This is a genomic window from Microbacterium sp. NPDC077644, assembly GCF_040702785.1.
GTDB lineage: Bacteria > Actinomycetota > Actinomycetes > Actinomycetales > Microbacteriaceae > Microbacterium.
Map to the genome: position 1 here is coordinate 447,309 of NZ_JBFBME010000002.1, position 26,173 is coordinate 473,481.

The following is a 26,173-nucleotide window of genomic DNA, read 5'->3' on the forward strand; positions in this document are numbered from 1 at the left end:
CTCGGGTGGGACTTGGTTGGGCGGCGTCAGTCGATGCGGGAGGACTCGCCGGGGGCGAGGATCAACTCGGCGACCGAGAGACGGTCGTCATAGGTGCGGGAGGGATGCCGCCGGAAGGTGTCGTACTCATGCACGATGACGAGGCGGTCGGTGTCACCGGCCGTGCGCGACATCTCGTCGATGATCTGCAGGCCCCGCCATCCGCTGCCACCGCCGAATCCGATGTTGACGGGGACGCCTGACCCTCCGATCCCCTCAGCGTTCTCGTACGAGTAGAGCGCGTCGCCGGTGACGACCCAGTTGTCGCTGCCGTCTTCGACGACGACGTATTGGCCGCCCATGGTGTGGGTGTCCAGGGCGGTGCGGATGTGCAGGCCGGGGAAGAGGTTCTCGACCGGGCCGTCGAGCAGCCGCAGCCGGCCGCTGTCGGCCATCTCTTCCAGCATGCGCACGTCTTCCGGATCAAGGGCGCCGATGATCGAGGCGTACAGATGTGCGTTCTCCAGCGCCCAGCGCGAGCTCTCGAGTTCAATTCGCTGCAGATAGAAGGTGGCGTTGGGGAAGTAGCGCGCCGCGCCGGCGTGGTCGTAGTGCGCGTGCGTGAGGATGATGGTGTCGATCTGCTCGGGCTTGACCCCCACCTTCGCGAGCACCACGTCCGGCGGCTGGAAGTCGACGATGTCGTTCTCATCGTTGTACGCACGGTTCGAACCGCGGTTGTCATGACCGACATCGACCAGGATCCGGTGGCCGTTGCCTTCGATGTACACGTAGGAGTACGCGAACTTTCGAGTCGACCCGTCCCACGTGCCGTAGAAGATGCATCCGACCGGATGTTCCAGGCAGTGCGAGTACTCCAGCATCCACATGGAGTATGACGTCATTGTTCCCTCTTCCCGGCGGTCCGCCTCGGCCTCTCAGCCGACTCTAGGGACGCGTCGACGTTCGGAGCAAAGCCCGCAACACGCGTTTGAGGGCCTACCGAATGCACGACGGGACGTGCACTCGAAATTGCGAGAAGCCAATGCCAAGAGGGGGCTTATTATCGTTTGTCCACTGATCCAGACCAGTAGTCTGAACGTATGGCGGTGAGCGACGGAGCATGGAGGGCGGTCTCCTACGAAGAGCGCCACTGGAGCCCCGCCGCGGACGTGCGCGACTCATTCAGCCCGCATCTGGCGGCGTCGGGCCCCTATCGCGCGTCGCTTCCTCCGTTCATCGCCGATCTGCCGGTAACGCTCGACGCCGACACCCTCAGCCGCGCGCACGACGCGACGAGCGAACTCATCCGGCTCGACGCCGAACTCAGCCGGCACGCCAATTCGCTCGGGCCGTTGCTGTTGCGCGCCGAGTGCGCGGCGAGTTCGGCGATCGAGCGCGTGACGGCGCCGGCTCTCGCGATCATGCTCGCCGACATCGACGAGTCGATCGAGCCGCACGCCGTGCAGATCATGGCGCATGTGAAGGCCGACCAGACCGCACTGAGTCTTGCCGGTTCGCTCGACGAAGACGCGATCGTTCACATCCAGCGCACGCTCATGGCGTCCACCCGGCCCGACCGACGCGGACGGTGGCGCAGTCAGCAGATCTGGATCGGCGGAGGCTCGCGCGGCCCGCAGCGCGCGTCGTTCGTCCCTCCCCACGAATCACGGGTTCCCGACCTCATGGCCGACCTCGTCGCATTCATGAAGCGGCGCGACATCCCGCCCCTCCCGCAGATCGCCATCGCGCACGCCCAGTACGAGACCATCCATCCGTTCCTCGAAGTGAACGGCCGCACCGGTCGTGCCCTGTTGCAGGCCATGCTGCGCCGGTCCGACATCACCCGCTCGGTCGTGCTCCCCGTCTCGGCGGGACTCCTGCAAGACACCGCGGGATACTTCGATGCCCTCACCCGCTACCGGGCCGGACACATCGCCGACGTCGTCGACACCATGGCGCAGGCCGCGCACACCGCCGTTGCGACCTCCCGCGTTCTCATGGACGACCTCGACGCCGTCCAGGAATCATGGCGGGCGCAGGTAACCGCGCGGCAGGGATCCGCGGCCCGACGCCTGCTCGATCTGCTCATCCGGCAGCCGGCTCTCACCTCCCGCATCGCGGTGTCATACCTTGGTGTGAGTGCCCCGAATGCACTGCTGGCGATCGACCGGCTCGTCGCCGACGGCATCCTCAGTCAGGTCGGGGCGGGCAGGCGCAACCGCACCTGGGTCGCGCACGACGTGCTCGATGCCCTCGATGCGCTCGCCGAGCGGGCGCGTCGTCACCGCTGATTCCGTGCCGCCCCGGGGGCACGAACGCCCTACCATCGAGACATGACCGACCCTCTCGTTCTCGTCGCCAACGCCGGTGACGGCTCGCTCAGCACATTCCGTCTTCATGCCGACCGGCTCGAGCGTCTTGCCGTCACGGACGGGCTCACAGGATGCTCGAACTTCGCCGTCGACGTCGATCGCGACCTCGTCTACGCGGCGGTGAAGGGCTCGCCGGCGGGCATCGTCACTCTCTCGCTCGGCCGAGAAAGCGGCGTGCTGACCCCGCAGTCGCGGCGCGATCTGCCCGGCGGCGGCATGAACTACCTCGCGCTCACGTCTGGCGGCGCCGGCATCCTCGGCGCCTCATACGGCGGCGGCTACGGCATCAGTTGCACCGTCGACGACGGCGTGGTGAGCGAGCCCGTCTCGAAGATCGAGTTCGCCAACCTGCACTCGGTGCTGCCGAGCGCCGACGGCCGCTTCGCCTACTTCGTCTCGCTCGGCGACGACCTCATCGCGCAATACGCCCGGGACGAGTCGGCGCGGCTCACCCCGTTCGCCCAGGAGACGGTGGCGGCCCCGGCCGGCAGCGGACCGCGCCACCTCGTACTGAACGATGCGCAGGATGCGGTCTACGTATTCACCGAGTTCTCCGGGGAAGTGCTGCACTACCGCCGAGACACGACCACCGGTCACCTCGCCCTGCAGGGTCAGACGACTGCCTACGACACGACGAAGGGTCTCGGCCACAGCGAGTTCGGCGCCGACCCGCTCGAGAACCACTACATCTGGGGCGCCGACCTGCACCTCGCCTCTGGCGGCAGCCACCTCTGGTGCTCCGAGCGCACAGAGAGCACTCTGGGAGCGGTGGCGGTCGCCGCCGACGGAACGGTGTCGGCCCCGCAATGGTTCACCGTCACCGAGACGCAGCCGCGCGGGTTCGCGATCAGCACCGACGGCGCGTATCTCGTCGCCGCGGGCGAGAAGTCGACCACCGTGTCGCTCTACGCCGTGCACGGCGACGAGCTCGAGCTGCTGCAGCGGGAGGAGACCGGTCGTGGCGCGAACTGGGTCCGCTTCGTCTGACCCGCGCCCGTTCGAGAACGCAGAAACCGCCCTTCCCGCGCGAACGGAAGGGCGGTTTCTGCGTTCTCGGCAGGTAGAGGTGGCCTCAGCGGTGCTTGGCCACGATCTGCGCGACGGCCTCGCGCTCGGCATCCGTCGGCTCGGCGATCGCCATGCGGCAGTGCGCGTCGGTGACGCCGAGAACCCGGTACGCCTCCTTCATCCGGGCCATGTCGCCCCCGATGAGCGAGACGACCTCGTTGACACCCGACTGCGCCGCGGCGATCGCATCGGCATCGCCCGAACGCCCGGCGTCCGCCAGTGCGCGGAACGGCTTCGGCGTCACGGACGAGACGCCGGACACCACACCCTGAGCGCCGACCTCGACGGCGGCGATGAGGTCGCGGTCGGCCCCGGTGTAGAGGTCGAAATCCGCCGGGACGACCGCGCGGTACGCGGCGATCTCTTCGAGTGACAGCTCGCTGATCTTCGCTCCGACGATGTTCGGCAGCTGCGCGAGGCGCACGAGCAGCTCGGGCGAGACCGGGTTGCCGCTGCGCGCCGGGTAGATGTACACGTACAGACGCCCGTCGCCGACGGCATCCGACACGGCGTGGAAGTAGTCGAAGACCGCGTCGTCGCTCGAAGGCAGGTAGTACGGGGTGAGCGCTGCGAACTCGGTCGCACCGAGCCCCTTCGCGATGCCGACGAGGCGCACGGCCTCGAAGGCGCTCGGCTGGCCGACGTGCACGATCACGCGCATCTTGTCGGCGAGTTCCTCGAGCGCCGCTCCGACCAGGGCGGTGAACTCATCCGCATCCACCGAGGGGAACTCCCCCGTCGTGCCCAGCACGAAGGCGCCCTCGTTGCCCGACTCCCCCACGAACCGGAAGATCGCGCGCGACCCGTCCACGTCGAGGCTCCCGTCGCGGTGGAACGCGGTGGGGATCGCGGTGAGGATGTCGTAACGGGTCACTTCTTCTCCTTGGAGTTCTTCTTCTTGGCGACGTTCTTCTTGCCGACGCTGCGCACCGTCGAGGTGAGCAGATCGGGGTTCGCGGCGAGCTCGTCGTGCGCCTTCGAGATCTGCGTGATGCTCTCGGTGTCGAGCACCGAGTCGGCGAACGACGCCCGCTCGGCGCGGGGCTTGCGTGCCGCGCGGATCGCCGGCATGACGATCGAGAGCACCGCGAGCACGAGCAGGACGATCGCGATGGGGCTGACGACCTCGAAGAACGGACGCGTCGGCAGGATCGCCAGGGTCCGGGCGAGGTTCTCCTCGGCGAGCGGACCGAGCAGGAGCCCGAGCACGACCGGCCCGGCCGGAACCTGCATGCGCTTGAGCAGCACACCGATGACGCCGAAGACGAGCATGGTCACGACGGTCGAGAGGCTGTTCGAGGTGGCGTACGTGCCGATGATGCAGAAGATCAGGATGCCGCTCCACAGGTACGGCTGCGGAACGTCGAGCAGCTTGACCATGCCCTTCATGCGCACGAGGCTGAGGCCGAGCGACAGCAGGGTCGCGACGAGCATGATGCCCACGATCGACACGACGAGGTCGGGGCGCTCCGTGAAGAGGGTCGGCCCGGGGGTGATGCCCCAGATGATCATCGAGCCGATCATCACGGCCATGACCGAGTCGCCGGGGATGCCGAGCGCCATCGTGGTCGTGAGCGATCCACCCAGGGTCGCGCTGGATGCCGAGTCGGATGCCGCGACGCCCTCGATCGAGCCCTTGCCGAAGTCCTCGGGCTTCTTCGACGCCTTCCGTGCCCGTTCCCATCCGATGAGGCCGGCGATGTCGCCGCCGGCGGCGGGGATGAGACCCACGCCGAGCCCGACGACGCCGCCGACGGCCGTCGCGCGCCCGCTCTGCTTGAGCTCCGAGCGGTTCGGCCACCAGCGGCCGAGGCTCGAGATGGGCCGGACGGTGCTCTTGCGGTAGGTGAGCAGCTGGTCGAAGAGCTCGGCGATGCCGAAGAGACCGATGATCACGGCGATGAAGTTCACGCCTTCGACGAGCTCGAGCACGCCGAAGGTGAAGCGCTTGTCCGCGGTCGCGGCGTACGTGCCGACCGTTCCGAGCATGAGCCCGAAGAGTCCGGCGAGGATGCCCTTGAGCATCGACTTCGACGAGATCCCGATCATGATCGCGATGCCGAAGACGACCAGTGCGAACAGCTCGGGTGACTTGAAGTAGTCGCGGGCGAAGCTCGCGATCGGCACGGCCGCGACCGAGAACAGCACGAGGGAGGCGAGGATGCCGATCGCCGAGACGATCGCGGACATCGTGAGCGCGAGCCCTGCGCGCCCCTGCTTGGCCATCGGGTAGCCGTCGAGGGTGGTGGCGATGGATGCCGGGGTGCCCGGCGTGTTGATGAGGATCGACGGCACGCGATCGCCGAAGTTCGCGGCGACGTAGATCGTCAGCAGCACGGCGAGACCCTGGACGGGCTCGAGCGTCATCGTGAAACCTGCGGCGAGTGCGACGGCCATGGTCGCGGTGATGCCGGGGAACGCTCCGACCATGAAGCCGAGTACGAGCCCGACTCCCATGTAGAGCAGCATCGAGACGTCGAGGAGCGAGTTCAGCCCCTCCAGCAGCGGAGTCATAGCGGGATCCTCAGGAGCATGCCGAAGACGACGTAGACGAAGGCCGTCACGGACACGGTGTAGATGATGAGGCTCAGCCAGCGCCGGTGCCCGTACAGGAGCATGAGCGCGGCCATGAGCAGGGCCGTCGCGATCGGGAACAGCTCGATGCGGTAGCCGAACAGGATGACCGAGCCCAGCGACCACAGGGAGATGAACGCCCCCGTGATCACGAGCGTGGCGCCGACGCGGATGACCCCGTCGCCCTGCATCCGCTCGATGTCCTCGCGGCCCGGGGCCGGGCGCGTGATCGCGATCGCGAGCAGGATGACGGCGACGGCGACACCCGCGACGCCGAGGACCATCGGCCAGAAACGTGCGTCGATCTGCCCGGGTGCCGCTTCACGACGCAGGTCGATCTGCGTCGACAGGGCCAGGTATCCGGCGGTGAACGCGAGGGCGGCGGCCGCGAACGCGATCTCTAGGGGACGTGAGGGCTTCGCCCCCTGATACTCGTCGCTCTCGGCGACTTCTGACGTCGACATGTGCTTCCTCGGACGGTGGTCGGTACCGGTCGGGTGGTGGGGCCGGCCGGGCCGGCCACACCGGTGTCAGCCCAGCAGGTCCTGGAACAGGGCGAACTGATCCTCGACGAACGTGGTGAACTCGGCCGAGTCGCGGTAGACGACGAGGTTTCCGGCGTCCTCCTGGAACTTCGTGTAGGTGTCGGACTCGACGGCTTCCTTGATCGCGGCCTCGAGCGTCGCGTGCACGTCGTCGGGCAGGCCTGCGGGTGCGTAGATGCCGCCCCAGCCGCCGAACACGACGTCGGCGCCGATGGCCTCTTCGACCGTGGGCACGTCGGGTGCGTCAGGGTGGCGCTCGTCGTTCATGACGGCGAGGATGCGCACCGCGCTGCCCTGCGAGAGCGCCTCGCCGAGACCCGAGACGGCTGCGACCGTCTCGCCGGATGCCGCGGCCGCGACAGCGGGAGCGCCGCCGTCGTACGGGACGGGGGTCACCTGGCCGCCGGTCTCCTGACCGAGGGCGATGCTCGCCGCCTCCCAGATGGAGCCGGCACCGGAGTTGGCCACCGTGATGGGAGCCGTCTTGGACTGCTCGACGAGGTCCTCGAGGGTCTCGATGTCGCTGGATGCCGAGACCGTGATGACGCCGGGCGCCAGCATGATCTGACCGAGCAGGTCGAAGTTCTCGGGCAGGACGTTCGCGTCCTGCGTCGTGTTGAGCATCGCGATCTCGACCGGGCCGAAGCCGATCACGTAGCCGTCGGGGTCCTGCTCGGCGACGTACTCCATCGCGAGAGCGCCGGCGGCGCCCGGCATGTTCTCGGGGATGACGCTGACGTCGAGGATGCCCTCGAGCTCGGTGGCGAGCGCTCGCGACGACAGGTCGGATCCGCCGCCGGGGTTGGCCTGGATGATCAGCCGGATGTCCTTCTCGGGGAAGCTCGAGGCGGCGTCGCCCTCCTCGACCTTGGTGCAGCCGGACAGCACGATAGCTGCGGTGGTGAAGACTGCGGCTGCGGTGAGCACGCGCTTCAGGCGCTGGGTAGTCATCTTCGCTCCTCGTTGAGTGCAGGTGGGTCGCGCAGGCAGGGACCTGAGCGGCATCGTCATGCTAGCAATGTTGACTGTTAACAGTCAACACGCAGTTGTCGATCGCGGCGGATGACCGCTCAGGACCGGCGCTGCTCGAGCTCGCTGAGCATCCGATCGCGGGCGCCGTCGAGATGGTCGGTGAGCACCTTCGCGGCCTGTTCGGCACTGCCGCTGCGCATGACATCCATGAGTTTGACGTGATCTCCGGAGGACTCGTGCAGATCCTCGTCGTGGTTGATCGTGACCTCGAGCAGCGCCGCGAAGGTCGGCAGGTACTGACTCCAGGCGCCCTCCAGGCGCGGATGGTCGGCGAGGGCGTAGATCTGGGAGTGGAAGTCGAGGTCGGCCGCCACGAAAGCGGCGTGATCTCCGGCATCCGCCGCTTCTCCCATGCGGCCCACCGCCGCAGCCATGGCGGTCCAGCGCGCTGGATCCTCCACGCGCATGGCCCGCGAGAGGGCGAGCTGCTCGAGTGCGCCACGCAGGCTGTAGAGCTGATCGACGTCGTCTCGGCTGAGTCCGACGATGTAGACGCCGCGCGGGCGCTGCACCTCGACGAGCTTCTCGAAGCTCAGCTGGGTCAGGGCATCGCGCACGGGACCGCGACTGACGGCGAACTCGTCGGCGAGCGCCTCCTCGGTGATGCGCTCACCCGGCGCGAGCTCTCCACGGACGATCCGGTGCCGCAGCACGCGCGCGATCTGAGCGCCGAGAGACTCGCCGCGCTTCACTGTCTGGGTCACCGTGACCTCCCTGTCGACTGTCAACAGAATACACGGCTCGTCGAAACAGGTCCGACCACCCGAGACGGGTCGTGGCACGGCCTGTATCAGCTGACAGGACCTGTTTCGGTCAGTCCTCGTCGGCGCGCGGCGCGGGGCGCCAGAGCACGACTTCCGTGGAACGGCGGATGCGGCGGCCGCCGGTCACGGGGACGACCCCGGTCGCACCGGCGGCGAAGACGCGCACGCCGGGGCGGTTCTGCCGCTCGGCGCGCAGCGCGCCCTCGAGCTCGACCACGCGGCGGCGCAGCATCCGCACCTCGTCCTCGAGATCGAGCAGCCGCGCGATCGCCGGCAGGCTCATGCCCTCGCCGGAGAGGCGCGCCACCTCGCGGAGCTGTTCGATGTTGTGTGCCGAGTATCGACGGGATCCTCCGCGCGTACGACCGGGGACGACGAGGCCGATCCGGTCGTACTGTCGCAGCGTCTGCGGGTGCATGCCCGCGAGCTCGGCCGCGACGGCGATCGCGAAGACGGGGGCGTCCTCATCCTCGACCATCGCGATCACCTTCTCGCGCCGAGCCCCGGATCAGGAGATGCGCCGGGATCAGGACGATTCGTGCGGAAACGTCCTGATTCCGGGCAAGTCTCCTGACCTCGGACACGTTGTTCATCATCAGCCCCGGGCCTTCGCCATCAACTCGGCGCGCGGGTTCTCCTTCGGCTCGGCCTCCTTGAAGGCGAGCAGCGCGGAACGCGCGGCATCGTCGAGGTGCGCCGGCACGGCGACCTGAAGCTCGGCGAGCAGGTCGCCGGTGCCCTTCGAGCTCTTCACGCCGCGCCCCTTGACGCGCAGCACGCGCCCCGAGGGTGTCCCCGGTGCGACGCGGAGCTTGACCACGTCGCCGCCGAGCGTCGGCACCTCGATCGTGGCGCCCAGGGTCGCCTCGGTGAACTTCACCGGCACTGTCAGGCGCAGGTTCAGGCCATCACGGGTGAATACCGGGTGCGGGCGCACGGTGATCGACACGACGATGTCGCCGCTCTCGCCGCCGTCGGGCGATGGACGCCCCCGGCCGCGCAGCCGGATCTTCTGCCCGTCCTTCACTCCTGCCGGGATCTTCACCTTGAACGGCTTGCCGTCTTCGCCCTGCAGGGTGATCGTCTCGCCCTGCACGGCCGTGGCGAAGTCGAGCGTCGTGCGCGCGGTGACGTCGGCGCCCTTCTGCGGGCCGCCGAACCCGCGGAAACCGCCGCTCGGCTGCCCGAAACGGCCGGAGCCGAACGAACCGCCCTGGCCCTGATTGAACATCGCGAAGATGTCCTCGAAGTCGGCGCTCTGCCTGCTCCCCTGGCCGAACCGGCTGAAGACGTCCTCGAAGCCGCCCGCGCCGGCGCCCCCGGCGGTGAAGCGTGCGCCCGAGCCCATGGCTCGGATCTCGTCGTACTCCGCACGCTGCTCCGGATCGGAGAGCACCGCGTACGCCTCGCTGATCTCCTTGAACTTCGCCTCTGCCGCGGCATCCCCCTGATTGGAGTCGGGGTGATACTTGCGCGCCAGCTTGCGGTACGTCTTCTTCAGGTCCGCGTCACTGACGTCTTTGGCGACGCCGAGCGTCTTGTAGAAGTCCTTGTCGAACCAATCCTGACTGGCCATCGATCACCTACTCTGCAGGGACGGCGACGACGACCTTCGCGGGACGCAGTTCGACATCGCCCAAGCGGTAGCCCACCTCGACGACCTCGAGGATCGTCGACTTCTCAGCACCCGGGGTGGGCTGCTGGAAGATCGCTTCGTGGTGCTGAGGGTCGAACTCCTCGCCCGCCGCACCGTAGGAGACGACCCCCAGGCGCTCGACCACCGCACGGACCTTCTCGCCGATCACGAAGAACGGCGTGCCCTCCACGAGATCGCCGTGCTGGGCGGCGCGGTCGAGGTCGTCGAGCACGGGGAGCAGCCCCTTGGCCGCCTCGCCCTTGGCGCGCGCGATCTCGATGTGACGCTGCTCCTCGGTGCGCCGACGGTAGTTGGCGTACTCGGCCTGCAGACGCTTGAGGTCGGTCAGCAGCGCATTCTCGGCATCAGCGAGCGAGGCGTCGTCAGAGGCTGCTGCCTCATCTGTCTGCTCCGCGTTCAGGATGTCGTCGACCGTGAGGTCGTCATCCGATCCCTCGGCAGCCTTCGCCTCGGCGGAGTCCGGTTTCTGCCCGGCATCCGGGTTCTCCTGCGGCGCGGGGCCGGATGCCGCAGCATCCGACCCCTCGTCCTCAGGAACTTCTTCGAAGTTCTTGTCCGTCATGGTTACTTCTTCTCGTCCTCGTCGTCGATGACCTCGGCGTCGACGACATCCTCGTCGGAGGATGCGTCGCCCGCAGGAGCCTCGCCCTCAGCGGATGCGCCGGCCGCGGCATCCGCCTGCGACTGCGCGTAGATCGCCTCGCCGAGCTTGCTCTGCGACTCGTTCAGCTTGTCGAGCGCGGTCTTGACCGCGTCGTCGTCATCGCCGGCCAGAGCCGTCTTCAGAGCGTCGACGTCGGCCTGGACCTCGTCCTTGACCTCAGCGGGGAGCTTGTCCTCGTTCTCCTTGATCAGCTTCTCGATCGAGTACGACAGGGTCTCGGCCTGGTTGCGCTGCTCGAGGGCCTCGGCGCGCTTCTTGTCCTCGGCCGCGTTCTCCTCGGCCTCGCGCACCATGCGCTCGATGTCGTCCTTCGACAGCGACGAGCCGCCGGTGATGGTCATCGACTGCTCCTTGCCGGTGCCCTTGTCCTTGGCGGACACGTGCACGATGCCGTTCGCGTCGATGTCGAACGTGACCTCGATCTGCGGCAGACCGCGGGGAGCCGGCGCGATGCCGGTGAGCTCGAAGGTGCCGAGCGGCTTGTTGTCCCGGGTGAACTCGCGCTCGCCCTGGAAGACCTGGATCGCCACCGACGGCTGGTTGTCGTCGGCCGTGGTGAAGGTCTCGCTGCGCTTGGTCGGGATGGCGGTGTTGCGCTCGATGAGCTTCGTCATCCGGCCGCCCTTGGTCTCGATGCCGAGCGAGAGCGGGGTGACATCGATGAGGAGGACGTCCTTGCGCTCGCCCTTGAGGACACCGGCCTGGAGTGCGGCGCCGACGGCGACGACCTCGTCCGGGTTCACGCCCTTGTTGGCCTCCTTGCCGGTCTCGCGCTTGACGAGCTCGGCGACGGCCGGCATACGGGTCGAGCCGCCGACGAGGACCACGTGGTCGATGTCGGAGACCTTGACGTTCGCCTCGCGGATGACGTCTTCGAACGGCTTCTTCGTGCGGTCGAGGAGGTCCTTGGTGAGGTCCTCGAACTTCGCGCGGGTGATCGTCTCGGACAGCGACACCGGGCCCGACTCGGTCAGCGACAGGTACGGCAGGTTGATGGAGGTGCTGGTCGAGGAGGAGAGCTCCTTCTTGGCCTGCTCAGCGGCCTCCTTCAGGCGCTGCAGGGCGATCTTGTCGCCCGAGACGTCGACGCCGCTGGTCTCCTTGAACTGCTTGATGAGGTGGTCGACGAGGCGCTGGTCCCAGTCGTCGCCGCCGAGGCGGTTGTCACCGGCGGTCGCACGGACCTGGATCGTCGAGAAGTCGTCGTCCTTGCCCACTTCGAGCAGCGAGACGTCGAACGTTCCACCACCGAGGTCAAAGACGAGGATGAGCTCGTCCTCCTTGCCCTTGTCGAGGCCGTAGGCGAGGGCCGCGGCGGTGGGCTCGTTGATGATGCGCAGGACGTTCAGGCCCGAGATCTCACCGGCCTCCTTGGTGGCCTGGCGCTCGGCGTCGTTGAAGTACGCGGGGACGGTGATGACGGCATCCGTCACCGTGTCGCCGAGGTACGACTCGGCGTCGCGCTTGAGCTTCATGAGGATGCGCGCGGAGATCTCCTGCGGCGTCCACTTCTTGCCGTCGACGTCGAAGCTCCAGTCGGTGCCCATGTGGCGCTTGACGGATGCAACGGTGCGGTCGACGTTGGTGACGGCCTGGCGCTTGGCGGTCTCGCCGACGAGCACCTCGCCGTCCTTGGTGAATGCGACCACCGACGGGGTCGTGCGGAAGCCCTCGGCGTTGGCGATGACCTTCGGCTCGCCACCCTCGAGGACGCTGACGACGGAGTTCGTCGTTCCGAGGTCGATTCCAACAGCACGTGCCATGCGATTCTCCTTCTGGTCGGAAGTAGGTAGGTGAAGTTCAGGGCGATTCAGAAACCTGAGTCGCGATGGCTCAACCATACGCCCAGGTCGAGAACGATGTCAAATGAACTTGATATGAATTGGCTCAACTTTGGGTGGCGGTTATCCACAGGCCGGATCGCGCCCTTCACGAGGTCCCTAGGCTCACTGGCCATGAACGCTCAACGCTCCCTGCACGTTTTCGTGCTCGTCGCCGCTCTCATCGGCGTGAGCGGATGTGCGGCATCCCCACCATCCGATCCTGCGGCGGACGCAGCGCCGACGACAGCATCCGGCGAGGTCGCGCCGACGGAGCCGACCGACATGAGCTTCGCGAGCGGGGCGTCGCTGCATCCCGACACGACGATCACGATGGGCGACGCGCTGGGGTCCGATCCGGACTGGAAGGAGGTGCCTTCCGAAGCGCCGGGCCGCTGGAGCTACGAACGCGTCGACGACACGTGTGCAGCCGCGTTCCGGAAGGGTCCGCTCGGGGATGCCGGAACGATGACCGATCGAGAAGCATCGGACGCTGTGATCGCAGCCACGACCGGTTGGGACCCCGCCAGCCTCGAGCCCCTTCTCAACGACGGAGCCTTCCCCCGATACGAGGATCCGGATGCGGTGGTCGATCACCGCCAATTCACCTACAGCGTCAACGATGCGGGCTACCTCATCGCCGTCAGAGCATTCGCCTCCGCCGACTACTCCGTGATCGTCACGGTCGAGTGCGACTCAGGGAACCTCGAGGAGGTTGCCCGCGATGTGCTGTCGAAGACGGCGATCTCCATCGAGTGAGCCGCCGGGTCACTTCCCGCCTGGAGGCCCGATGATCAGCAGGATCACGAACAGCGCGACGATCGCGACGACGACGAGGACGGCGAGAACCCACGGCCGGTTCAGGAGCCGGCGCATCCAGAGGTCGTACCAGGCCCGATCCCGCGGGTGGTCGGTCTCCTCGAGTCGCCAGCCGCCCAGCAGGCGACGTGTGCGGTGCAGCCAGATCTCCATCGGGATGGTCGCGTAGGGCACGATCGCGCTGACGACCGCGGCGACGCCGACGCCCACCGACCACCGCTGGTTGAGCGCGACGAGGACCGCCGTCGCTCCGTAGGAGAGGAACACGAACCCGTGGATGCCACCGGCGATCGTCACCACGATCCCCGGAGCCCCGACAGCACGGGCGATGAGCGCCGAGATCAGCAGAGTCCACGTGATCGCCTCGGCGATCGCGAGCACACGGTACAGGCGGGCGGGGGTTCTGAACATCGCGCTCCTCGGGCGTCAGGGTCTTCGTCAACCGTACGCGAAGCGAGCCCTCATCTCGGGTGCAGCGCGGCCTCGAGCAGCCCCTCGAGCGGACGCGGCATCCGCTCGAGGGGGATCGCTTCCACGACGTCGGCGGCGAAGCGGGTCTTGCGGCCCGCCGCCGTCCCTGCGAAGCGGTGCAGCTGATCCGTGATCGGGCGCCCGCGCTGCGCGGGCTGCTCCTGGAAGACGCGGAAGCGGGCGAGCTCGTCGCGGGCCTCGAGTGCGGCGAGCACGAGGTCGGGTCCTGCCGCGCGGATCACCTCGTCCTCGAGATCGCGATCGCACCCGAAGAATCCGATGCTCCGCGGATCGCCGGCCTCGAGCATCCCCACATCGCGGAGCACTCCTTCGACGTAGTGCTCCTCAGCGGCGTCGTAGAGCCCGAGCATACGGTCCGGAGGGCTCCACCTCGCCGAGAGCTCCCGCCGGAGGTTCGTGATGCCGCCGAGCTCGACGAGATCGAGTCCCGCCAGGCTCGCGCCGTGGCGCCGCGCGACGGCCTGGAACGCCGCGATGTCGCTTCGACCCTCGAACAGCACGACGGTCCGCGACCCGTGATGGTGCGACCCGGCACCCTCGGCAGACATGGGTCGACTCTAGTGCTCAGGCCCCGACCGCCCCTCACCGGAATACCGGTCGGCGCGCGCCGGTTCCCCCATTGCATGAGCCTTGTCGCAATGCCGGATCCGACCGCCGCGCACGGCGACGCCCTCGAGCGACTGCTCGGCGATCTCGCCGTCAGCGTCCGATCGCAGCGGCGGATCGAGGCATCCGTCGACGAGGTGATCGCGTTCGAGCCCGACGCCGTCTCGGTCGTGTACGTGACCGCCGGCACGGTGCGGCTCCCGAGCGGAGGCGCGCATCCCGATGTGCTGGCGACCGGCGACGCCCTTCTCGTCTCCGGCGGGCCCGCCCTCCCCCTGCGCATTCAGGCCGGCTCCGAGGTGCTGGTCTCGCGGCTGATCCTGACCCGGCAGGCCGGGCATGTGCGGGCGCTCCTCCCCGACGTCGCGTGGATCCACCGGTTCGACGAGCTCGAACCCGCCGCGGCCGCCCTCGCCGGCCACCTCGGCGGGAACCCCGACGACGACTGCCCGCTGCGCGACGGCGACCTCGTGATCTGCCGCATGATGGCCACGACTCTCCTGCAGTCCGTGATCCGCGCCTGGACGACGATCGGATGCGCGCCGCTGGGCTGGCCCTCGCGCACCGGCGACCTCTTCCTGGACCGTGTGGTCGAAGCCGTGCACGAGGAGCCGGGTCGGGAGTGGACCGTCGGGCAGATGGCATCCGTGGCGGCACTGTCGCGCTCCGTCTTCGCCGAGCGGTTCCACGCCGCCGTCGGCCGTTCGCCGGCGAGCTTCGTGACCGAGGTGCGCATCGAGTCGGCGAAGGGGATGCTCGATGCCGGCGCCTCGGTCTCGGAGATCTCGCGCAGCCTCGGCTACGGCTCCGACGAAGGGTTCAGCCGGGCGTTCCGACGGGCCACCGGGCAGACGCCGTCCGCCTGGCGGACGGCTCGCCGCGGCGACCTCGTGCCCGCCTAACGCGTCCTGTTCGACGCTCCGAACAGCGCCGCACCCGCCACGAGCGCAGCCGCTCCGAGAATGTACGACGGCTCGACCCCGATCTCATCGACGAGGATGCCGCCGACCCCGGCTGCGACCATGATCGCGGCCTGGAACCCGACGACGACGAGACTGCCCCCGGCTTCGAGGCGGTCCGGCATCCGGTGCCCGACCCAGGTGTTCACCACGAGCAGCCAGGAGGCGAAGAAGAAGCCCCACACGAAGACCGCGATCCCGACGCCCGGGATCGATCCGGACAGAAGGATCGTCGCGAGGACGGTCGCGGCGATGACGGCCGGCGCGAGCACGGCGAAGAGGCGGAACGACCGGTCGACGATCAGCCCGATCGTGAGGTTGCCGACGAGGCCGCCGATGCCGAACAGGGCGAGCAGCATGACGATCGTGCCGGCGTCGACGTCCGGCATCCGCTCGAGGGCGAGTCGGATGTAGGTGTAGGCGAGGAAGTGCCCGAGCACGACGAGCACATGCCCGGCGAGGCCGAGGCCGACTCCGGGCCGGCGCATCGTGTCGGCGAGCAGCCGCAGGCTGGACACCTGCGCCGCAGGGACCGGCGGCAGCATCGTGCGCAGTGCGACCGCCAGCAGCCCGGTCACGATCCCGGCGAGCGCGAACACGGCACGCCAGTCCAGAGCCTCGCTGAGCATCACCCCCACGGGAACGCCCGCGACGGTGGCGAGCGACGTCCCGGCCGAGGTGAACATCACGGCTCGCCCGAGCCGCTCCGGCCCGGCGATGCGCACGGCGACGGTGATCGACATCGACCAGAAGGTGCTCAGTGCCGCCCCGAGCAGGAAGCGTGCGATGAGCACGAGCACGAGGTTCGGCGCGATCGCGACGATGAGGTTGGATGCCGCGGCGGCGAGTGCCATCCACACGAGAAGCGCGCGGCGGTCCAACCGCGGGAAGACGATGCCCACCGTCGGCGCGACGATGAGTCCGACGAGCGCGGTCACGGTGACCGTCTGCCCCGCCTGCCCCGGGGTCACGCCGAGCCCGTCGGCCATCTCGGTCAGCATGCCGTTGGGCAGGAATTCGGCGGTGACGAGCAGGAAGCTCAGCAGCATCACGACGACGAGCGCGCCGTATCGGATGCGCTCGGCTGGGGTAGCCTTCGCGACGGGGATGGGCGCTGTCGTTGTCATGGTTCCACGCTCGCACGGGGTCGGATGCCGCGCCCGACCGCCCGTCCGCGGCATCCGACCGATCGTCCGGCGCGGAGCCCTACCCGGCTCCGACCGCGTCGGCGCGCCGCTACCCTCTGTTCACCGGCCCCCGCCAGACTTCGAGCATGAGCGATGAGCAGGCAGGACCGGCAGAGACGCCGATCACGACGGCCGCGATGACCGCCTTCGGTCGCGAGCACGAGGGCGCGCCGCAGGCCACGCGCAAGCAGGTCGTCTCGTGGGCGATGTGGGACTGGGCGATGCAGCCGTTCAACACCGTCATCCTGACCTTCGTCTGGATCGCGCTGTATCTGACATCGCGGATGTTCCTGGACGAGGATGTGCGCGCCTCGGGACTGCTCCCAGGCGGCAGCTACATGAACTGCAACCAGGCCGAGTACATCGGCTCGGACTACTGCCGCGGGCTCACCGACCTGTCGGCATGGTGGGGCTGGGCGAACTTCGCCGCCGGCATCGTGATCCTCGTGCTCGCGCCGGTGCTCGGCCAGCAGGCGGACGCCCGCGGCAACAAGAAGAAGTGGGTCATCGGCGCGACGATCGGCGTCGCGCTGCTGCAGTTCGCCCTGTTCTTCATCGATGCGAACCCCGCCTACTTCTGGGTCGGCGCCTTCGCGGTCGCGATCGCCGCGGTGGTCAGCGAGATCGGCAACGTCAGCTACTACGCGATGCTCTCCGAGGTCTCGACACCGAAGAACGTCGGGCGCATCTCGGGGCTCGGCTGGGGGCTCGGGTACATCGGCGGCGTCGTGGCTCTGATCGTCTGCATCCCGGTGCTGTTCATCATCGGACAGAACGAACCGCTGGCCTTCAAGCTCGTCGCCGTCATCTGCGCGGTGTGGACGATCGCCTTCTCGATCCCGATGTTCCGCAACGTACCGGAATCGCCCGCCTACGGCCCCTCGCAGAAGGTCGGATTCTTCCGCTCCTACGTCGTGCTGGGGCAGAACATCGCGAAGCTGTTCCGCACCAACCGCTCGACGTTCTGGTTCATGCTGTCCGCGGCCGTCTACCGCGACGGCCTGGCCGGGGTGTTCGCCTTCGGCGCCGTGCTCGCAGCGCAGGGGTTCGGCTTCTCGTTCCTCGAGGTCATCGTCTTCGGCCTCGCCGCGAACCTCGTCGCCGGCGTCTCGACGCTGCTCGCCGGGCGCCTCGACGACAGGATCGGGCCGCGTCGCCTCATCGTCATCGCCCTCTCGGGCCTCGTCGCCATGGCCTTCGTCGTCTACGCGCTCAAGGATCTCGGAACGATCGTGTTCTGGATCTGCGGCCTGCTGCTGTGCGCATTCGTCGGACCGACGCAGGCGGCCAGCCGCAGTCTGCTCACGCGTCTGACGCCGCCGAGCCAGCAGGGCGAGATATTCGGACTGTACGCGACGACGGGGCGCGTGGCGTCGTTCCTCTCGCCGCTCGCCTGGTCGCTGTTCCTGATGTGGTTCGGCGGGATCGTCTACGGAGTGCTCGGAATCGGCCTGATCCTGCTCATCGGCCTGGTGCTGCTGCTGTTCGTGCGGTTCCCGAAGGACGTCGGGGTCTGAGCCCTCAGTCCCAGTTGTCGGCGAGCTTGCCGAGCAGTCGGGCGAGCTCTGCCTTCTCCGCGTCGGTGAACGACTCGAGGGCCTTGCTCAGCAGCTGACGGCGTTCGCCGCGCATGCCCTTGGCGATGCGGCGTCCGTCGTCGGTCAGCGCGATGCGGGTGCGGCGCGCGTCTTCGGGGTCGGCTTCGCGCTGCACGAGTCCTCGCTGCACGCCCTGCTGCACGAGGCGCGAGGCACGCGGCTGATCGACGCCGATCGCCTCGCCGAGTTCGCTGACGCTGAGCGGATCGGCTGCCGTGGCCAGAGCATCCAGCATCCGGAACAGCGCCGGGCCGCCGCCCATGCGCCCGCCGGGGGCGCCCCACGGCGGCCCGGCGAACGGCGGTGCAGCGTGATGACCATGAGGGTGTCCGTGGTCGTGGGCGTGCGGGCCGTGTTCGCCGAACGGACCGCCGTGGCCGCGTCCGCGCGGGCCGAAGGATCGGCGTCCCCGCAGGCGCGAGAGGGCGTGCGCGATGGCTTCGGCAGGGTCCGGGTTCTCGGTGCTCACATCTGTGATTTTACATGCGACTTGACATGCATTCACATTGCATGTCACACTACATATACATGCACAGTTACAAGCAAAGGATTCCCCCCCATGAACACCACTGAGAACAATGAACAGAACCCTCGTCCGTTCGGCTACTGGCTGAAGGCGGTCGACCGTCTCATGGCGGCCGAGTTCGCCACCGCCTTCGAGTCGTTCGGCGTCACCCGTCGCGACTGGCGGATGCTGAATCGCATCGACGGGACCGTCTCCGACAGTCAGCCGATCCCGGCGCACAAGATGGGCCGGCTCCTCGAGCTCGGCTGGGTGACGGATGCTGAAGGCACCTGGAACCTCACCGACGAGGGCCGCGACGCCAAGGAGCGCCTCGGCGCGATCGTCGACGGCATCCGGACGAAGGTCAGCGACGCGGTTCCCGCTGAGGACCTCGCCACCACCCTTGCCACGCTCGAGCAGATCGCTCGCGCGTTCGGCTGGGACGAGAACACCCCGTTGCCCCGTGGGCGCGGACGTGACCGCGGACACCGCCACGGGCGCCGTGGGTTCGGGCCCGGCTTCGGACCTGGTTTCGGTCCCGCTTTCGGTCCGCGCGGATTCCGACGCGGCTTCGGCCGCGGGTTCGGTCCCGGTTTCGGACCGCGCGATGCCGAGCACGCTCACGGCGAGCACGGCTTCGACGGACACGGCTTCGACGGACACGACGAGTGCCGCCACGGCGAGCACGCGTTCGCGCACGACGCCGAGCACGGCCGCCGCACACACCCGGGTCACGGCCCGCACGGTCACGGCCACAAGGGCCACGGCCAGGGCCGCGCGCGCGTCGCACGGTTCGTGCAGGGCGCCTACGAGCGCGGCTTCGACGCCGGGTTCAGCCGCGGTCGCGACGACCGCTGAATCCGCTCCACGAAAGAAGGGTTTCGGGGCTCACGGCGCATCGCCGGCCCGGAAACCCTTCTTTTCGTCGCTGGCGACCGGACGCGGGCGCGGACCCGGACGCGGTCAGTCCCGGTCAACCGCCGAGGCCGAGGAAGGCCATGAGGCCGATCGCGCCGAGGAACAGCACCGCGAGGCCGCCGTAGATCGCGACAGTCCAGCCGCGATAGCTGTTGCCCTCTGTTCCGCCCGCGGCCGGACTGGGGACGTCGTTCCGGGTCGCCTCATCACGCTCGGTCGCCGCCCGGGACGCGGCCGCCCGCGACTGAGCCTTCTCGGCCGCGGTCGGCAGCACGCCCTCGTGCTTGTGGGACGACGCCGTCGTCCATGTGTCGTTCGGCGCCCAGGTGCGGCGCCTGCGCAGTCCTGGGGCAGCATCCGGATCCGCCGGTTCGGCATCCTCCGTCGATGACGGAGGGATGACGGGATCCGGGATAGGAGGAGGAGGCGGCGCCGCCTCGAACTCCGGCGGCGGCGGGACTTCGAAATCCTCGATGGCCGCTTCCGCGTCGGGGGTGGCGACGGTCTCGGGCGCCGGGACGGCGTAAGGATCCACGGCGCCGGATGCCGCCGGTGGCGCGGGCGGCTCCGCGGCCGCAGGGGCTGCGTCCGCGGAGGGAGCCCCTGCCGCGGCATCCGTCGTCGGGTCTGGAACGTTCTCGGTTTCGTCGCCGGTCACGCCTCGATCCTACGGGCGCGGCGCGCCCGAGTCACCCGGTGGAGTGGCCGGGCCCCCGGGATGGCCGGGGGCCCGTGTTCGTTCAGCAGCAGGGAATTCCGCCGCAGCATCCGTTCTCCTCGGTCGACATGATTGCACCTCCCACCCTTTCATCGATGAACATCGATCCAAGGGTGATCCAATACATCGACGTTTGTCAATATTCGTGAGAAGATCGCCTCGTGACCCTGGCTGACCTCCTTCCCGTGAACGACGTGGCGGCGTGCTGCTCGCCGCTCACCACCGCGCCGATGAGCGTCGACAATGCGACGCGCCTGGCGGGCGCGATCAAAGCTCTGGCCGATCCTGCCCGGCTGCGACTGCTGTCGATGGTCGCCGCACATGCCGACGCCGAGGCGTGCGTGTGCGACCTCACGGAGCCGCTCGGGCTCCAGCAGTCGACGGTGTCGCACCATCTGCGCATCCTCGTGGATGCCGGTTACCTCACGCGCCACAAGCGCGGCACCTGGGCCTATTACCGCCTGGTTCCGGGCGCTCTCGACAGCGTCGCCGGGCTGCTGCGATCCGTCTGATCCAGCAGCTCGCCCATCAGCCCCCGAGGGATCCGGCGTCGATCGTGCCGACGTCGGTGCGGTGGAAGTTCTGGAACGACCGGGATGCCGTCGGCCCGCGCTGCCCCTGGTAGCGATTGCCGTACGGGCCGGAGCCGTAGGGGTTCTCGGCCGCCGAGGTGAGGCGGAAGAAGCAGAGCTGACCGATCTTCATGCCGGGCCAGAGTTTGATCGGAAGCGTGGCGACGTTCGCGAGCTCGAGCGTGACGTGGCCGGTGAAGCCGGGGTCGATGAAGCCGGCCGTGGAGTGCGTGATCAGGCCCAATCGCCCGAGGGATGACTTGCCCTCGAGGCGAGCGGCGATGTCGTCGGCGAGGCTGACCTGCTCGAATGTGGCGCCGAGGGCGAACTCGCCGGGGTGCAGGATGAACGGCTCATCGGGCTTGACCTCGATCAGGCGGGTGAGCTCGGGCTGGTCCTCGGCCGGGTCGATGAACGGGTACTTGTGGTTGTCGAACAGACGGAAGTACCGGTCCAGGCGCACGTCGATGCTCGACGGCTGGATCATCTCCGGCTCATGCGGGCTCAGCCCGATCTTGCCGGATGCGAGTTCTGCCTTGATATCGCGGTCGCTGAGAAGCACGGGAATCAGCCTACTGGGATGCCGAACACTGAGCCCGCCGAGTGTCAGCCGTGCCTCGTGCGTTTGTTATGCTGGCCAGACGCCGCAAGGCTCCGGGACTGTAGTTCAATGGTAGAACTTCTGCTTCCCAAGCAGACAGCGCGGGTTCGATTCCCGTCAGTCCCTCCACGTGATCCCGTCATCTGATTGCATGGCCTCATGCCTCACGACGTCGTGAATCAGTCCCCGCCCCGCGCAGACCTCGACGAGTACGCGGCCAACACCGCGCTCATCGAGGCGGTCGAACGCCACGATGCCGGGTGGGCGCACCACCGGCTCCATCTGACCGGGCAGCGCGTGGGCACGGCATCCTTCCAGCGCGACGCGGAGCGCGCGAACCGGAACGAACCCGTCCTGCACACGCACGACCGCTACGGCCACCGCGTCGACGAGATCGAGTACGACGACGCGTACCACCGGATCATCGGCGCGGCGGTCTCCGACGGCGCGCACACCGGCGCCTACGTCGAGCCGATGCCGGGCGCGAACGTCGCGCGCGCTGCGACCTTCATGCTCTACGCGCAGATCGAGCCAGGGCATGCGTGCCCGATCTCGATGACGCACGCCGTCGTCCCGGTGCTGCAGCAGCACCCAGGGGTCGCAGACGGCTGGCTCGCGCGCGTCGAGGCGACCACCTACGACCCCTCACTGACCGCGCACAAGCACAGCGCCCTGTTCGGCATGGCGATGACCGAGAAGCAGGGCGGATCGGACGTCCGCGCGAACACGACGATCGCGTCGCCGATCGGCGACGGCAGGTATCTGCTGAACGGACACAAGTGGTTCTGTTCGGCACCGATGTCCGACGCCTTCCTCGTGCTCGCGCAGGCGCCGGGCGGGCTGTCGTGCTTCCTGCTGCCGCGCGTGCTCGACGACGGCACACGCAACGGCATCCGCATCCAGCGACTCAAGGACAAGCTCGGCAACCGGGCGAACGCGTCCAGCGAGGTCGAGTACGACGGTGCCGTCGCCGCTCTCGTCGGCGAGGAGGGGCGCGGCGTGCGAACGATCATCGACATGGTCGCCCGGACGCGCCTGGACTGCGTGCTGGGCTCCACTGCAGGCATGCGGCAGGCGACCGCCGAGGCGGCCTGGCATGCTCGGCACCGCTCGGCGTTCGGCCGGCTGCTCATCGACCAGCCCGCGATGACGGCGGTGATCGCTGACCTGCATCTCGAGACGGAAGCCGCCACGGCCACAGCGCTGCGGCTCGCCCGTGCGCACGACGACGATGCGTCGGATGAGGAGCGCGCCTTCCGCCGCCTCGCCACGGCGATCTCGAAGTACTGGATCTGCAAGCGCGGGCCCGGTCACGCCTACGAGGCCCTCGAGTGTCTGGGCGGCAACGGCTACACCGAGGCGTTCCCGCTCGCGATGCGCTACCGCGAGCAGCCGGTCATGGCGGTGTGGGAGGGGTCGGGAAACGTCATCGCCCTCGACGTGCTGCGCGCGCTCGGCCGCGACGGCGACTCGCTCGCGGCTTTCGACGCGGAGGTGTCTCGCGCCGTCGGGGCGGACGCGCGCCTGGATGCCTGGATCGAGCACACGCGCGGGCTCGCCCGGGAGGTGGCATCCGACCCTGTTCCGGATGCCTCGGCACGACGCCTCGTCACCGCTCTCGCCCTCGCCCTCCAGGGCTCGCTGCTCGTCCGGCACGCGCCGCACGCGGTCGCGGACGCGTTCTGCGCCACGCGCCTGTCGGCGGACGCGTTCGGCGGCGCGCTCTACGGTGCGCTGCCGCGCGGGGTGGATGCCGCGGCCATCGCCGCGCGCGCGTGAAACTGCACGTTCGACCGAGCGCCGAGCCCCTCCCCCTGAGCATCAAGCTCGGAGAATCGCGCGCCGTTCGGAGTCGATTCGCGCATCGGCTCCGAAGTCGCTGCCCTATTCCGAAGTTGATGCGCGGGTTGACTACCGCGACCGCTCCCGCAGCGCCCGCCCGATCCGCTCGATCGCCTCGCGCAGGATCGGCCGCGGCATCGCGAAAACGAACCGCGTGAATCCGATCGCTGCCTCGCCGCACGCAGCCCCGTCGGTCATCGCGACCCCGGCGTGTTCGCGGAACCATGCGCCGAGGTCGCCGGTGAGTCCGGTCTCTCGGAAGTCGAGCAGCGCGATATATGTCCCCTCCGGCATGCTCACATGCACGCCGGGTAGCTCCTCGACGAGCTTGGCGAGCAGTCGTCGGTTTCCGTCGAGATACGAGACGACGTCGTCCAGCCATGCCTGTCCCGACGTGTACGCGGCGAGATTCGCGACCGCGCCGAGCGTCGACGTGCCGTGTCCGGTCCAGCCGCCGTCGGCCTCCCACTTCTCGAGGGACTCGGCATCCGAGAAGATGATCTGCGCGCACTTGAGTCCGGCGAGATTCCACGCCTTCGAGGCGGATGCCGCCGCCACCGTGTGCGCCGCCGCGATCGGCGAGACCGACGCATAGGGGATGTGCGTCGCCGGAGCATAGACGAGCGGGGCATGGATCTCGTCCGCGAAGACCCTGCCCGATTCCGGTACCACGTCTGCAAGCGCGAGCAGCTCGTCGCGCGTCGCCACCGTGCCGAGCGGGTTGTGCGGGTTGCAGAGCACGAGCATCTCGCCGCCCGCGGCGAACGCCGCCGCGATGCCGTCCAGATCCATCACCCAGCGATCGCCCGAGCGGATGCTGGGCACCTCGATGACACGCCGCCCGAGCCGCTGCGGGGCGGAGAGGAACGGCATGTATGCCGGAGTCGGCACGATGATCGCGGCATCCGGCGAGGTGAAGCTCTTGATCGTGAATTCGAGGGCCACGATGACATCCGGGACGAGGCGCACCTGGTCGGGTGCGAGCGTCCAACCGTGGCGCTCGGTGTACCGCCGAGCGGTCGCCTCCCGCAGCGCGGTGTCGAGATGCCCGGGCAGATACCCGGTCAGCCCCGCCGCGAGCGCCTCGTCGATCGCCGCGGTGATCGCCGGCGCGACGCCGAAGTCCATCTCGGCGACGAAGGCGCCGATCGTGTCGGGGAACATCGTCCACTTCAGGCTTCCCGCCGCACGCAGGTCTGCCGAGGTGAGCTGGTCGAGAGGATGCGAGGGCATCACTCCAGACAATACGAGTGCGGCCGACGGGTCAACCGTCGGCCGCACTCGGGGGATGTCCGGGATCAGACCGGTTCGGGCGTTTTCCCCGCGGCGTCGGCCTCGGGGTCGGCATCCCGTCGTTCGTTCTCCATCTCGGCGACGGCCGGGACGATGATCTCGAGCGGCATCGTGCTCGTGTCGAGAAGCTCGTTCTCGTCCTGTTCGGCGACGAGCTCCTTCGCCTCGGCCTTCGTCTCCACCGTCGGGAACGAGCCCAGCAGCGGGCGCTTGGCGGTCTCCTTCATGGACAGCATCGCGATGCCGCCGAGAGCCGCGAAGAACATGATGTAGAACGCCGGCATGTAGATGTTGCCCGTGAGATCGATCAGCGCCTGGCTGAACAGCGGCGTCGTGCCGCCGAACAGCGACACCGCCAGGTTGTAGGCGATCGCCATGGCGCCGAACCGCGAGGCGGTCGGGAACAGGGCCGGCAGAGCGGATGCCGAGATCGCGACGTAGAACGCGACCGGGACGGCCACCATGGCGAGAGCGATCATGACCGCCCACTCCTGACCGATCTGCATGATCGTGAACGCCGGAACCATCAGCAGGATCGTCGACACCACGGCGATGCCGTAGACCGGCTTGCGGCCGATGCGGTCGGAGAGCTTGCCGATCAGCGGCAGGCAGGCGCTCATCACGATCAGCACCGGAACCGTCGCGATCGCGGCCATGAGGTTCGAGACACCGACCTCGGTCTCGAGGTACGTCGGCATGTAGCTCGTGAGCGCATAGCCCGCGGTGTTGGTAGCCGCGACCAGGGCGATGCCGATGAGGATGACGCGCCAGTGGTGACGGAAGATCCCGATGACGCCGAGGCGTCCGAGCGGGTCGGAACCGTCGTCGGCGCGGCTGTCGGCCTCCTCGGCCTCGAAGGCGGGGGTCTCCGGGATCTTCATCCGGAACCAGATCGCCACGGCGCCCAGCGGGATCGCGACGAGGAACGGGATGCGCCAGCCGTAGTCGGTCATGGCGCCTGCCCCCGAGATGCCTTCGGTGATCCACGTGACGATGGCGACGGTCGACGCACCGGCGGCGAACCCGACGTACGACCCGACGTCCAGGAACGACGACCAGTAGCCGCGCGAGCGGTCGGGCGAGAACTCCGACACGTAGGTCGTCGCGCCGGCGTACTCGCCGCCGGTCGAGAACCCCTGCACCATCTTCAGGAAGTAGAGAGGCACGATCGCCCACAGGCCGATCGCCTCGGAGGTCGGCAGCAGGCCGATGAGGGCCGTCGCAATCGCCATCATCGTCATGGTCAGGAACAGCACGCGCTGACGGCCGATCCTGTCGCCGAGCGGCCCGAGGATGAAGCCGCCGAGCGGACGCACGAGGAACGAGATGGCGAATCCGAGCAGCGTCAGCAGCAGGCCGAGCCCACCGGGGGCATCCGACGTGAAGACGGCGGTGAGCGTGACGGCGAGGTATCCGTAGATTCCGAAGTCGAACCACTCCATGAAGTTGCCGACGACGGTTCCGGAGATCGCGGTGCGCAGTTTCGACTTCTTGACGACCAGGACGTCGTCGACCTCGAGCCTTCTGCGCTTCGTGATTGCTTTCTTTCGGCTGGACATTGAAAATCACTCCCTCGGGCCGAATT

Annotated in this window: 26 protein-coding genes and 1 tRNA gene; 9 read left to right on the forward strand and 18 right to left on the reverse strand. The window is 68.4% G+C overall.

Features of this window, described 5'->3' with window-relative positions; all coding sequences use genetic code 11:
- Positions 1-26: 26 nt before the first annotated feature.
- Positions 27-884: an MBL fold metallo-hydrolase gene (locus AB0269_RS09060; RefSeq protein WP_366210882.1), complete on the reverse strand. Its 858-nt coding sequence runs from the start codon at positions 882-884 to the stop codon at positions 27-29.
- 198 nt (positions 885-1,082) lie between these two features.
- Between AB0269_RS09060 and AB0269_RS09065 the strand changes: the two genes are divergently transcribed.
- Together AB0269_RS09065 and AB0269_RS09070 are read left to right on the forward strand one after the other, a co-directional pair.
- The gene (locus tag AB0269_RS09065; protein WP_366210883.1) at positions 1,083-2,273 is read left to right on the forward strand and encodes a Fic family protein; all 1,191 of its coding nucleotides are present in this window, start codon (positions 1,083-1,085) and stop codon (positions 2,271-2,273) included.
- Between the two features lie 42 nt (positions 2,274-2,315).
- Positions 2,316-3,341: a beta-propeller fold lactonase family protein gene (locus AB0269_RS09070; RefSeq protein ID WP_366210884.1), complete on the forward strand. Its 1,026-nt coding sequence runs from the start codon at positions 2,316-2,318 to the stop codon at positions 3,339-3,341.
- A gap of 85 nt (positions 3,342-3,426) precedes the next feature.
- Here the strand turns inward: AB0269_RS09070 and AB0269_RS09075 are convergent, their stop codons facing one another.
- From AB0269_RS09075 to dnaK, 9 genes are all read right to left on the reverse strand, one after another.
- The gene (locus AB0269_RS09075) at positions 3,427-4,296 is read right to left on the reverse strand and encodes a dihydrodipicolinate synthase family protein (RefSeq protein ID WP_366210885.1); all 870 of its coding nucleotides are present in this window, start codon (positions 4,294-4,296) and stop codon (positions 3,427-3,429) included.
- On the reverse strand, positions 4,293-5,936 hold the full coding sequence (locus AB0269_RS09080; RefSeq protein ID WP_366210886.1) for a tripartite tricarboxylate transporter permease: 1,644 nt from the start codon (positions 5,934-5,936) through the stop codon (positions 4,293-4,295). Before AB0269_RS09080 ends, AB0269_RS09075 begins: the two co-directional genes overlap by 4 nt.
- Positions 5,933-6,460, reverse strand: coding sequence for a tripartite tricarboxylate transporter TctB family protein (locus tag AB0269_RS09085; RefSeq protein WP_366210887.1), 528 nt, complete (start codon positions 6,458-6,460; stop codon positions 5,933-5,935). Before AB0269_RS09085 ends, AB0269_RS09080 begins: the two co-directional genes overlap by 4 nt.
- A gap of 66 nt (positions 6,461-6,526) precedes the next feature.
- Positions 6,527-7,492, reverse strand: a complete 966-nt coding sequence (locus tag AB0269_RS09090) for a tripartite tricarboxylate transporter substrate binding protein (RefSeq protein WP_366210888.1) — start codon at positions 7,490-7,492, stop codon at positions 6,527-6,529.
- A 119-nt stretch (positions 7,493-7,611) separates the two neighbouring features.
- Entirely contained in the window at positions 7,612-8,277 is a 666-nt protein-coding gene (locus AB0269_RS09095; protein ID WP_366210889.1) for a GntR family transcriptional regulator, read from the reverse strand.
- A 109-nt stretch (positions 8,278-8,386) separates the two neighbouring features.
- On the reverse strand, positions 8,387-8,815 hold the full coding sequence (locus AB0269_RS09100) for a MerR family transcriptional regulator (RefSeq protein WP_366210890.1): 429 nt from the start codon (positions 8,813-8,815) through the stop codon (positions 8,387-8,389).
- A gap of 117 nt (positions 8,816-8,932) precedes the next feature.
- Positions 8,933-9,913 carry a DnaJ C-terminal domain-containing protein gene (locus AB0269_RS09105; protein ID WP_366210891.1) on the reverse strand — a complete coding sequence of 327 codons (981 nt, stop codon included), beginning with the start codon at positions 9,911-9,913 and terminating at the stop codon, positions 8,933-8,935.
- Between the two features lie 7 nt (positions 9,914-9,920).
- Positions 9,921-10,556, reverse strand: a complete 636-nt coding sequence (locus tag AB0269_RS09110) for a nucleotide exchange factor GrpE (protein ID WP_366210892.1) — start codon at positions 10,554-10,556, stop codon at positions 9,921-9,923.
- 2 nt (positions 10,557-10,558) lie between these two features.
- Entirely contained in the window at positions 10,559-12,421 is a 1,863-nt protein-coding gene (gene dnaK / locus AB0269_RS09115; protein WP_366210893.1) for a molecular chaperone DnaK, read from the reverse strand.
- A gap of 192 nt (positions 12,422-12,613) precedes the next feature.
- Here dnaK and AB0269_RS09120 point away from each other — a divergent pair, with 192 nt between their 5' ends.
- Positions 12,614-13,237 carry a hypothetical protein gene (locus tag AB0269_RS09120; protein ID WP_366210894.1) on the forward strand — a complete coding sequence of 208 codons (624 nt, stop codon included), beginning with the start codon at positions 12,614-12,616 and terminating at the stop codon, positions 13,235-13,237.
- Between the two features lie 9 nt (positions 13,238-13,246).
- On the opposite strand, the gene AB0269_RS09125 is transcribed toward AB0269_RS09120, so the two are convergent.
- Together AB0269_RS09125 and AB0269_RS09130 are read right to left on the reverse strand one after the other, a co-directional pair.
- Positions 13,247-13,708: a DUF3817 domain-containing protein gene (locus AB0269_RS09125; RefSeq protein WP_366210895.1), complete on the reverse strand. Its 462-nt coding sequence runs from the start codon at positions 13,706-13,708 to the stop codon at positions 13,247-13,249.
- Positions 13,709-13,758: 50 nt separating this feature from the next.
- On the reverse strand, positions 13,759-14,337 hold the full coding sequence (locus tag AB0269_RS09130; RefSeq protein ID WP_366210896.1) for an ATP-dependent endonuclease: 579 nt from the start codon (positions 14,335-14,337) through the stop codon (positions 13,759-13,761).
- A gap of 90 nt (positions 14,338-14,427) precedes the next feature.
- On the opposite strand from AB0269_RS09130, the gene AB0269_RS09135 reads away from it, so the two are divergent.
- A complete protein-coding gene (locus AB0269_RS09135) occupies positions 14,428-15,297 on the forward strand; it encodes an AraC family transcriptional regulator (RefSeq protein ID WP_366210897.1) in 870 nt (289 codons plus the stop codon).
- Here the strand turns inward: AB0269_RS09135 and AB0269_RS09140 are convergent.
- Positions 15,294-16,481 (reverse strand): MFS transporter, encoded by a 1,188-nt coding sequence (locus AB0269_RS09140; protein WP_366210898.1) that lies wholly within the window; start codon positions 16,479-16,481, stop codon positions 15,294-15,296. The two genes, AB0269_RS09135 and AB0269_RS09140, sit on opposite strands and share 4 nt — an antisense overlap.
- A gap of 146 nt (positions 16,482-16,627) precedes the next feature.
- Here AB0269_RS09140 and AB0269_RS09145 point away from each other — a divergent pair, with 146 nt between their 5' ends.
- Positions 16,628-18,058, forward strand: a complete 1,431-nt coding sequence (locus AB0269_RS09145) for an MFS transporter (RefSeq protein WP_366210899.1) — start codon at positions 16,628-16,630, stop codon at positions 18,056-18,058.
- A gap of 4 nt (positions 18,059-18,062) precedes the next feature.
- Here AB0269_RS09145 and AB0269_RS09150 read toward each other — a convergent pair whose 3' ends face one another.
- Complete coding sequence (locus AB0269_RS09150) at positions 18,063-18,608, reverse strand: MarR family transcriptional regulator (protein WP_366210900.1); 546 nt, start codon at positions 18,606-18,608, stop codon at positions 18,063-18,065.
- A 90-nt stretch (positions 18,609-18,698) separates the two neighbouring features.
- Between AB0269_RS09150 and AB0269_RS09155 the strand changes: the two genes are divergently transcribed.
- Positions 18,699-19,502 carry a hypothetical protein gene (locus AB0269_RS09155; protein ID WP_366210901.1) on the forward strand — a complete coding sequence of 268 codons (804 nt, stop codon included), beginning with the start codon at positions 18,699-18,701 and terminating at the stop codon, positions 19,500-19,502.
- Positions 19,503-19,617: 115 nt separating this feature from the next.
- On the opposite strand, the gene AB0269_RS09160 is transcribed toward AB0269_RS09155, so the two are convergent.
- A complete protein-coding gene (locus AB0269_RS09160; RefSeq protein WP_366210902.1) occupies positions 19,618-20,220 on the reverse strand; it encodes a hypothetical protein in 603 nt (200 codons plus the stop codon).
- Positions 20,221-20,441: 221 nt separating this feature from the next.
- On the opposite strand from AB0269_RS09160, the gene AB0269_RS09165 reads away from it, so the two are divergent.
- Entirely contained in the window at positions 20,442-20,792 is a 351-nt protein-coding gene (locus tag AB0269_RS09165; protein ID WP_366210903.1) for a metalloregulator ArsR/SmtB family transcription factor, read from the forward strand.
- Positions 20,793-20,808: 16 nt separating this feature from the next.
- Here the strand turns inward: AB0269_RS09165 and dcd are convergent, their stop codons facing one another.
- Positions 20,809-21,414, reverse strand: coding sequence for a dCTP deaminase (gene dcd, locus AB0269_RS09170; RefSeq protein WP_175988558.1), 606 nt, complete (start codon positions 21,412-21,414; stop codon positions 20,809-20,811).
- A 94-nt stretch (positions 21,415-21,508) separates the two neighbouring features.
- On the opposite strand from dcd, the gene AB0269_RS09175 reads away from it, so the two are divergent.
- Both AB0269_RS09175 and AB0269_RS09180 read left to right on the forward strand, forming a co-directional pair.
- Positions 21,509-21,582, forward strand: a tRNA-Gly gene (locus tag AB0269_RS09175).
- Between the two features lie 30 nt (positions 21,583-21,612).
- Positions 21,613-23,232, forward strand: a complete 1,620-nt coding sequence (locus AB0269_RS09180) for an acyl-CoA dehydrogenase family protein (RefSeq protein WP_366210904.1) — start codon at positions 21,613-21,615, stop codon at positions 23,230-23,232.
- A 132-nt stretch (positions 23,233-23,364) separates the two neighbouring features.
- Here the strand turns inward: AB0269_RS09180 and AB0269_RS09185 are convergent, their stop codons facing one another.
- Complete coding sequence (locus AB0269_RS09185; protein WP_366210905.1) at positions 23,365-24,528, reverse strand: aminotransferase class I/II-fold pyridoxal phosphate-dependent enzyme; 1,164 nt, start codon at positions 24,526-24,528, stop codon at positions 23,365-23,367.
- A gap of 65 nt (positions 24,529-24,593) precedes the next feature.
- The gene (locus AB0269_RS09190; RefSeq protein WP_366210906.1) at positions 24,594-26,147 is read right to left on the reverse strand and encodes an MFS transporter; all 1,554 of its coding nucleotides are present in this window, start codon (positions 26,145-26,147) and stop codon (positions 24,594-24,596) included.
- Between the last annotated feature and the right edge of the window lie 26 nt (positions 26,148-26,173).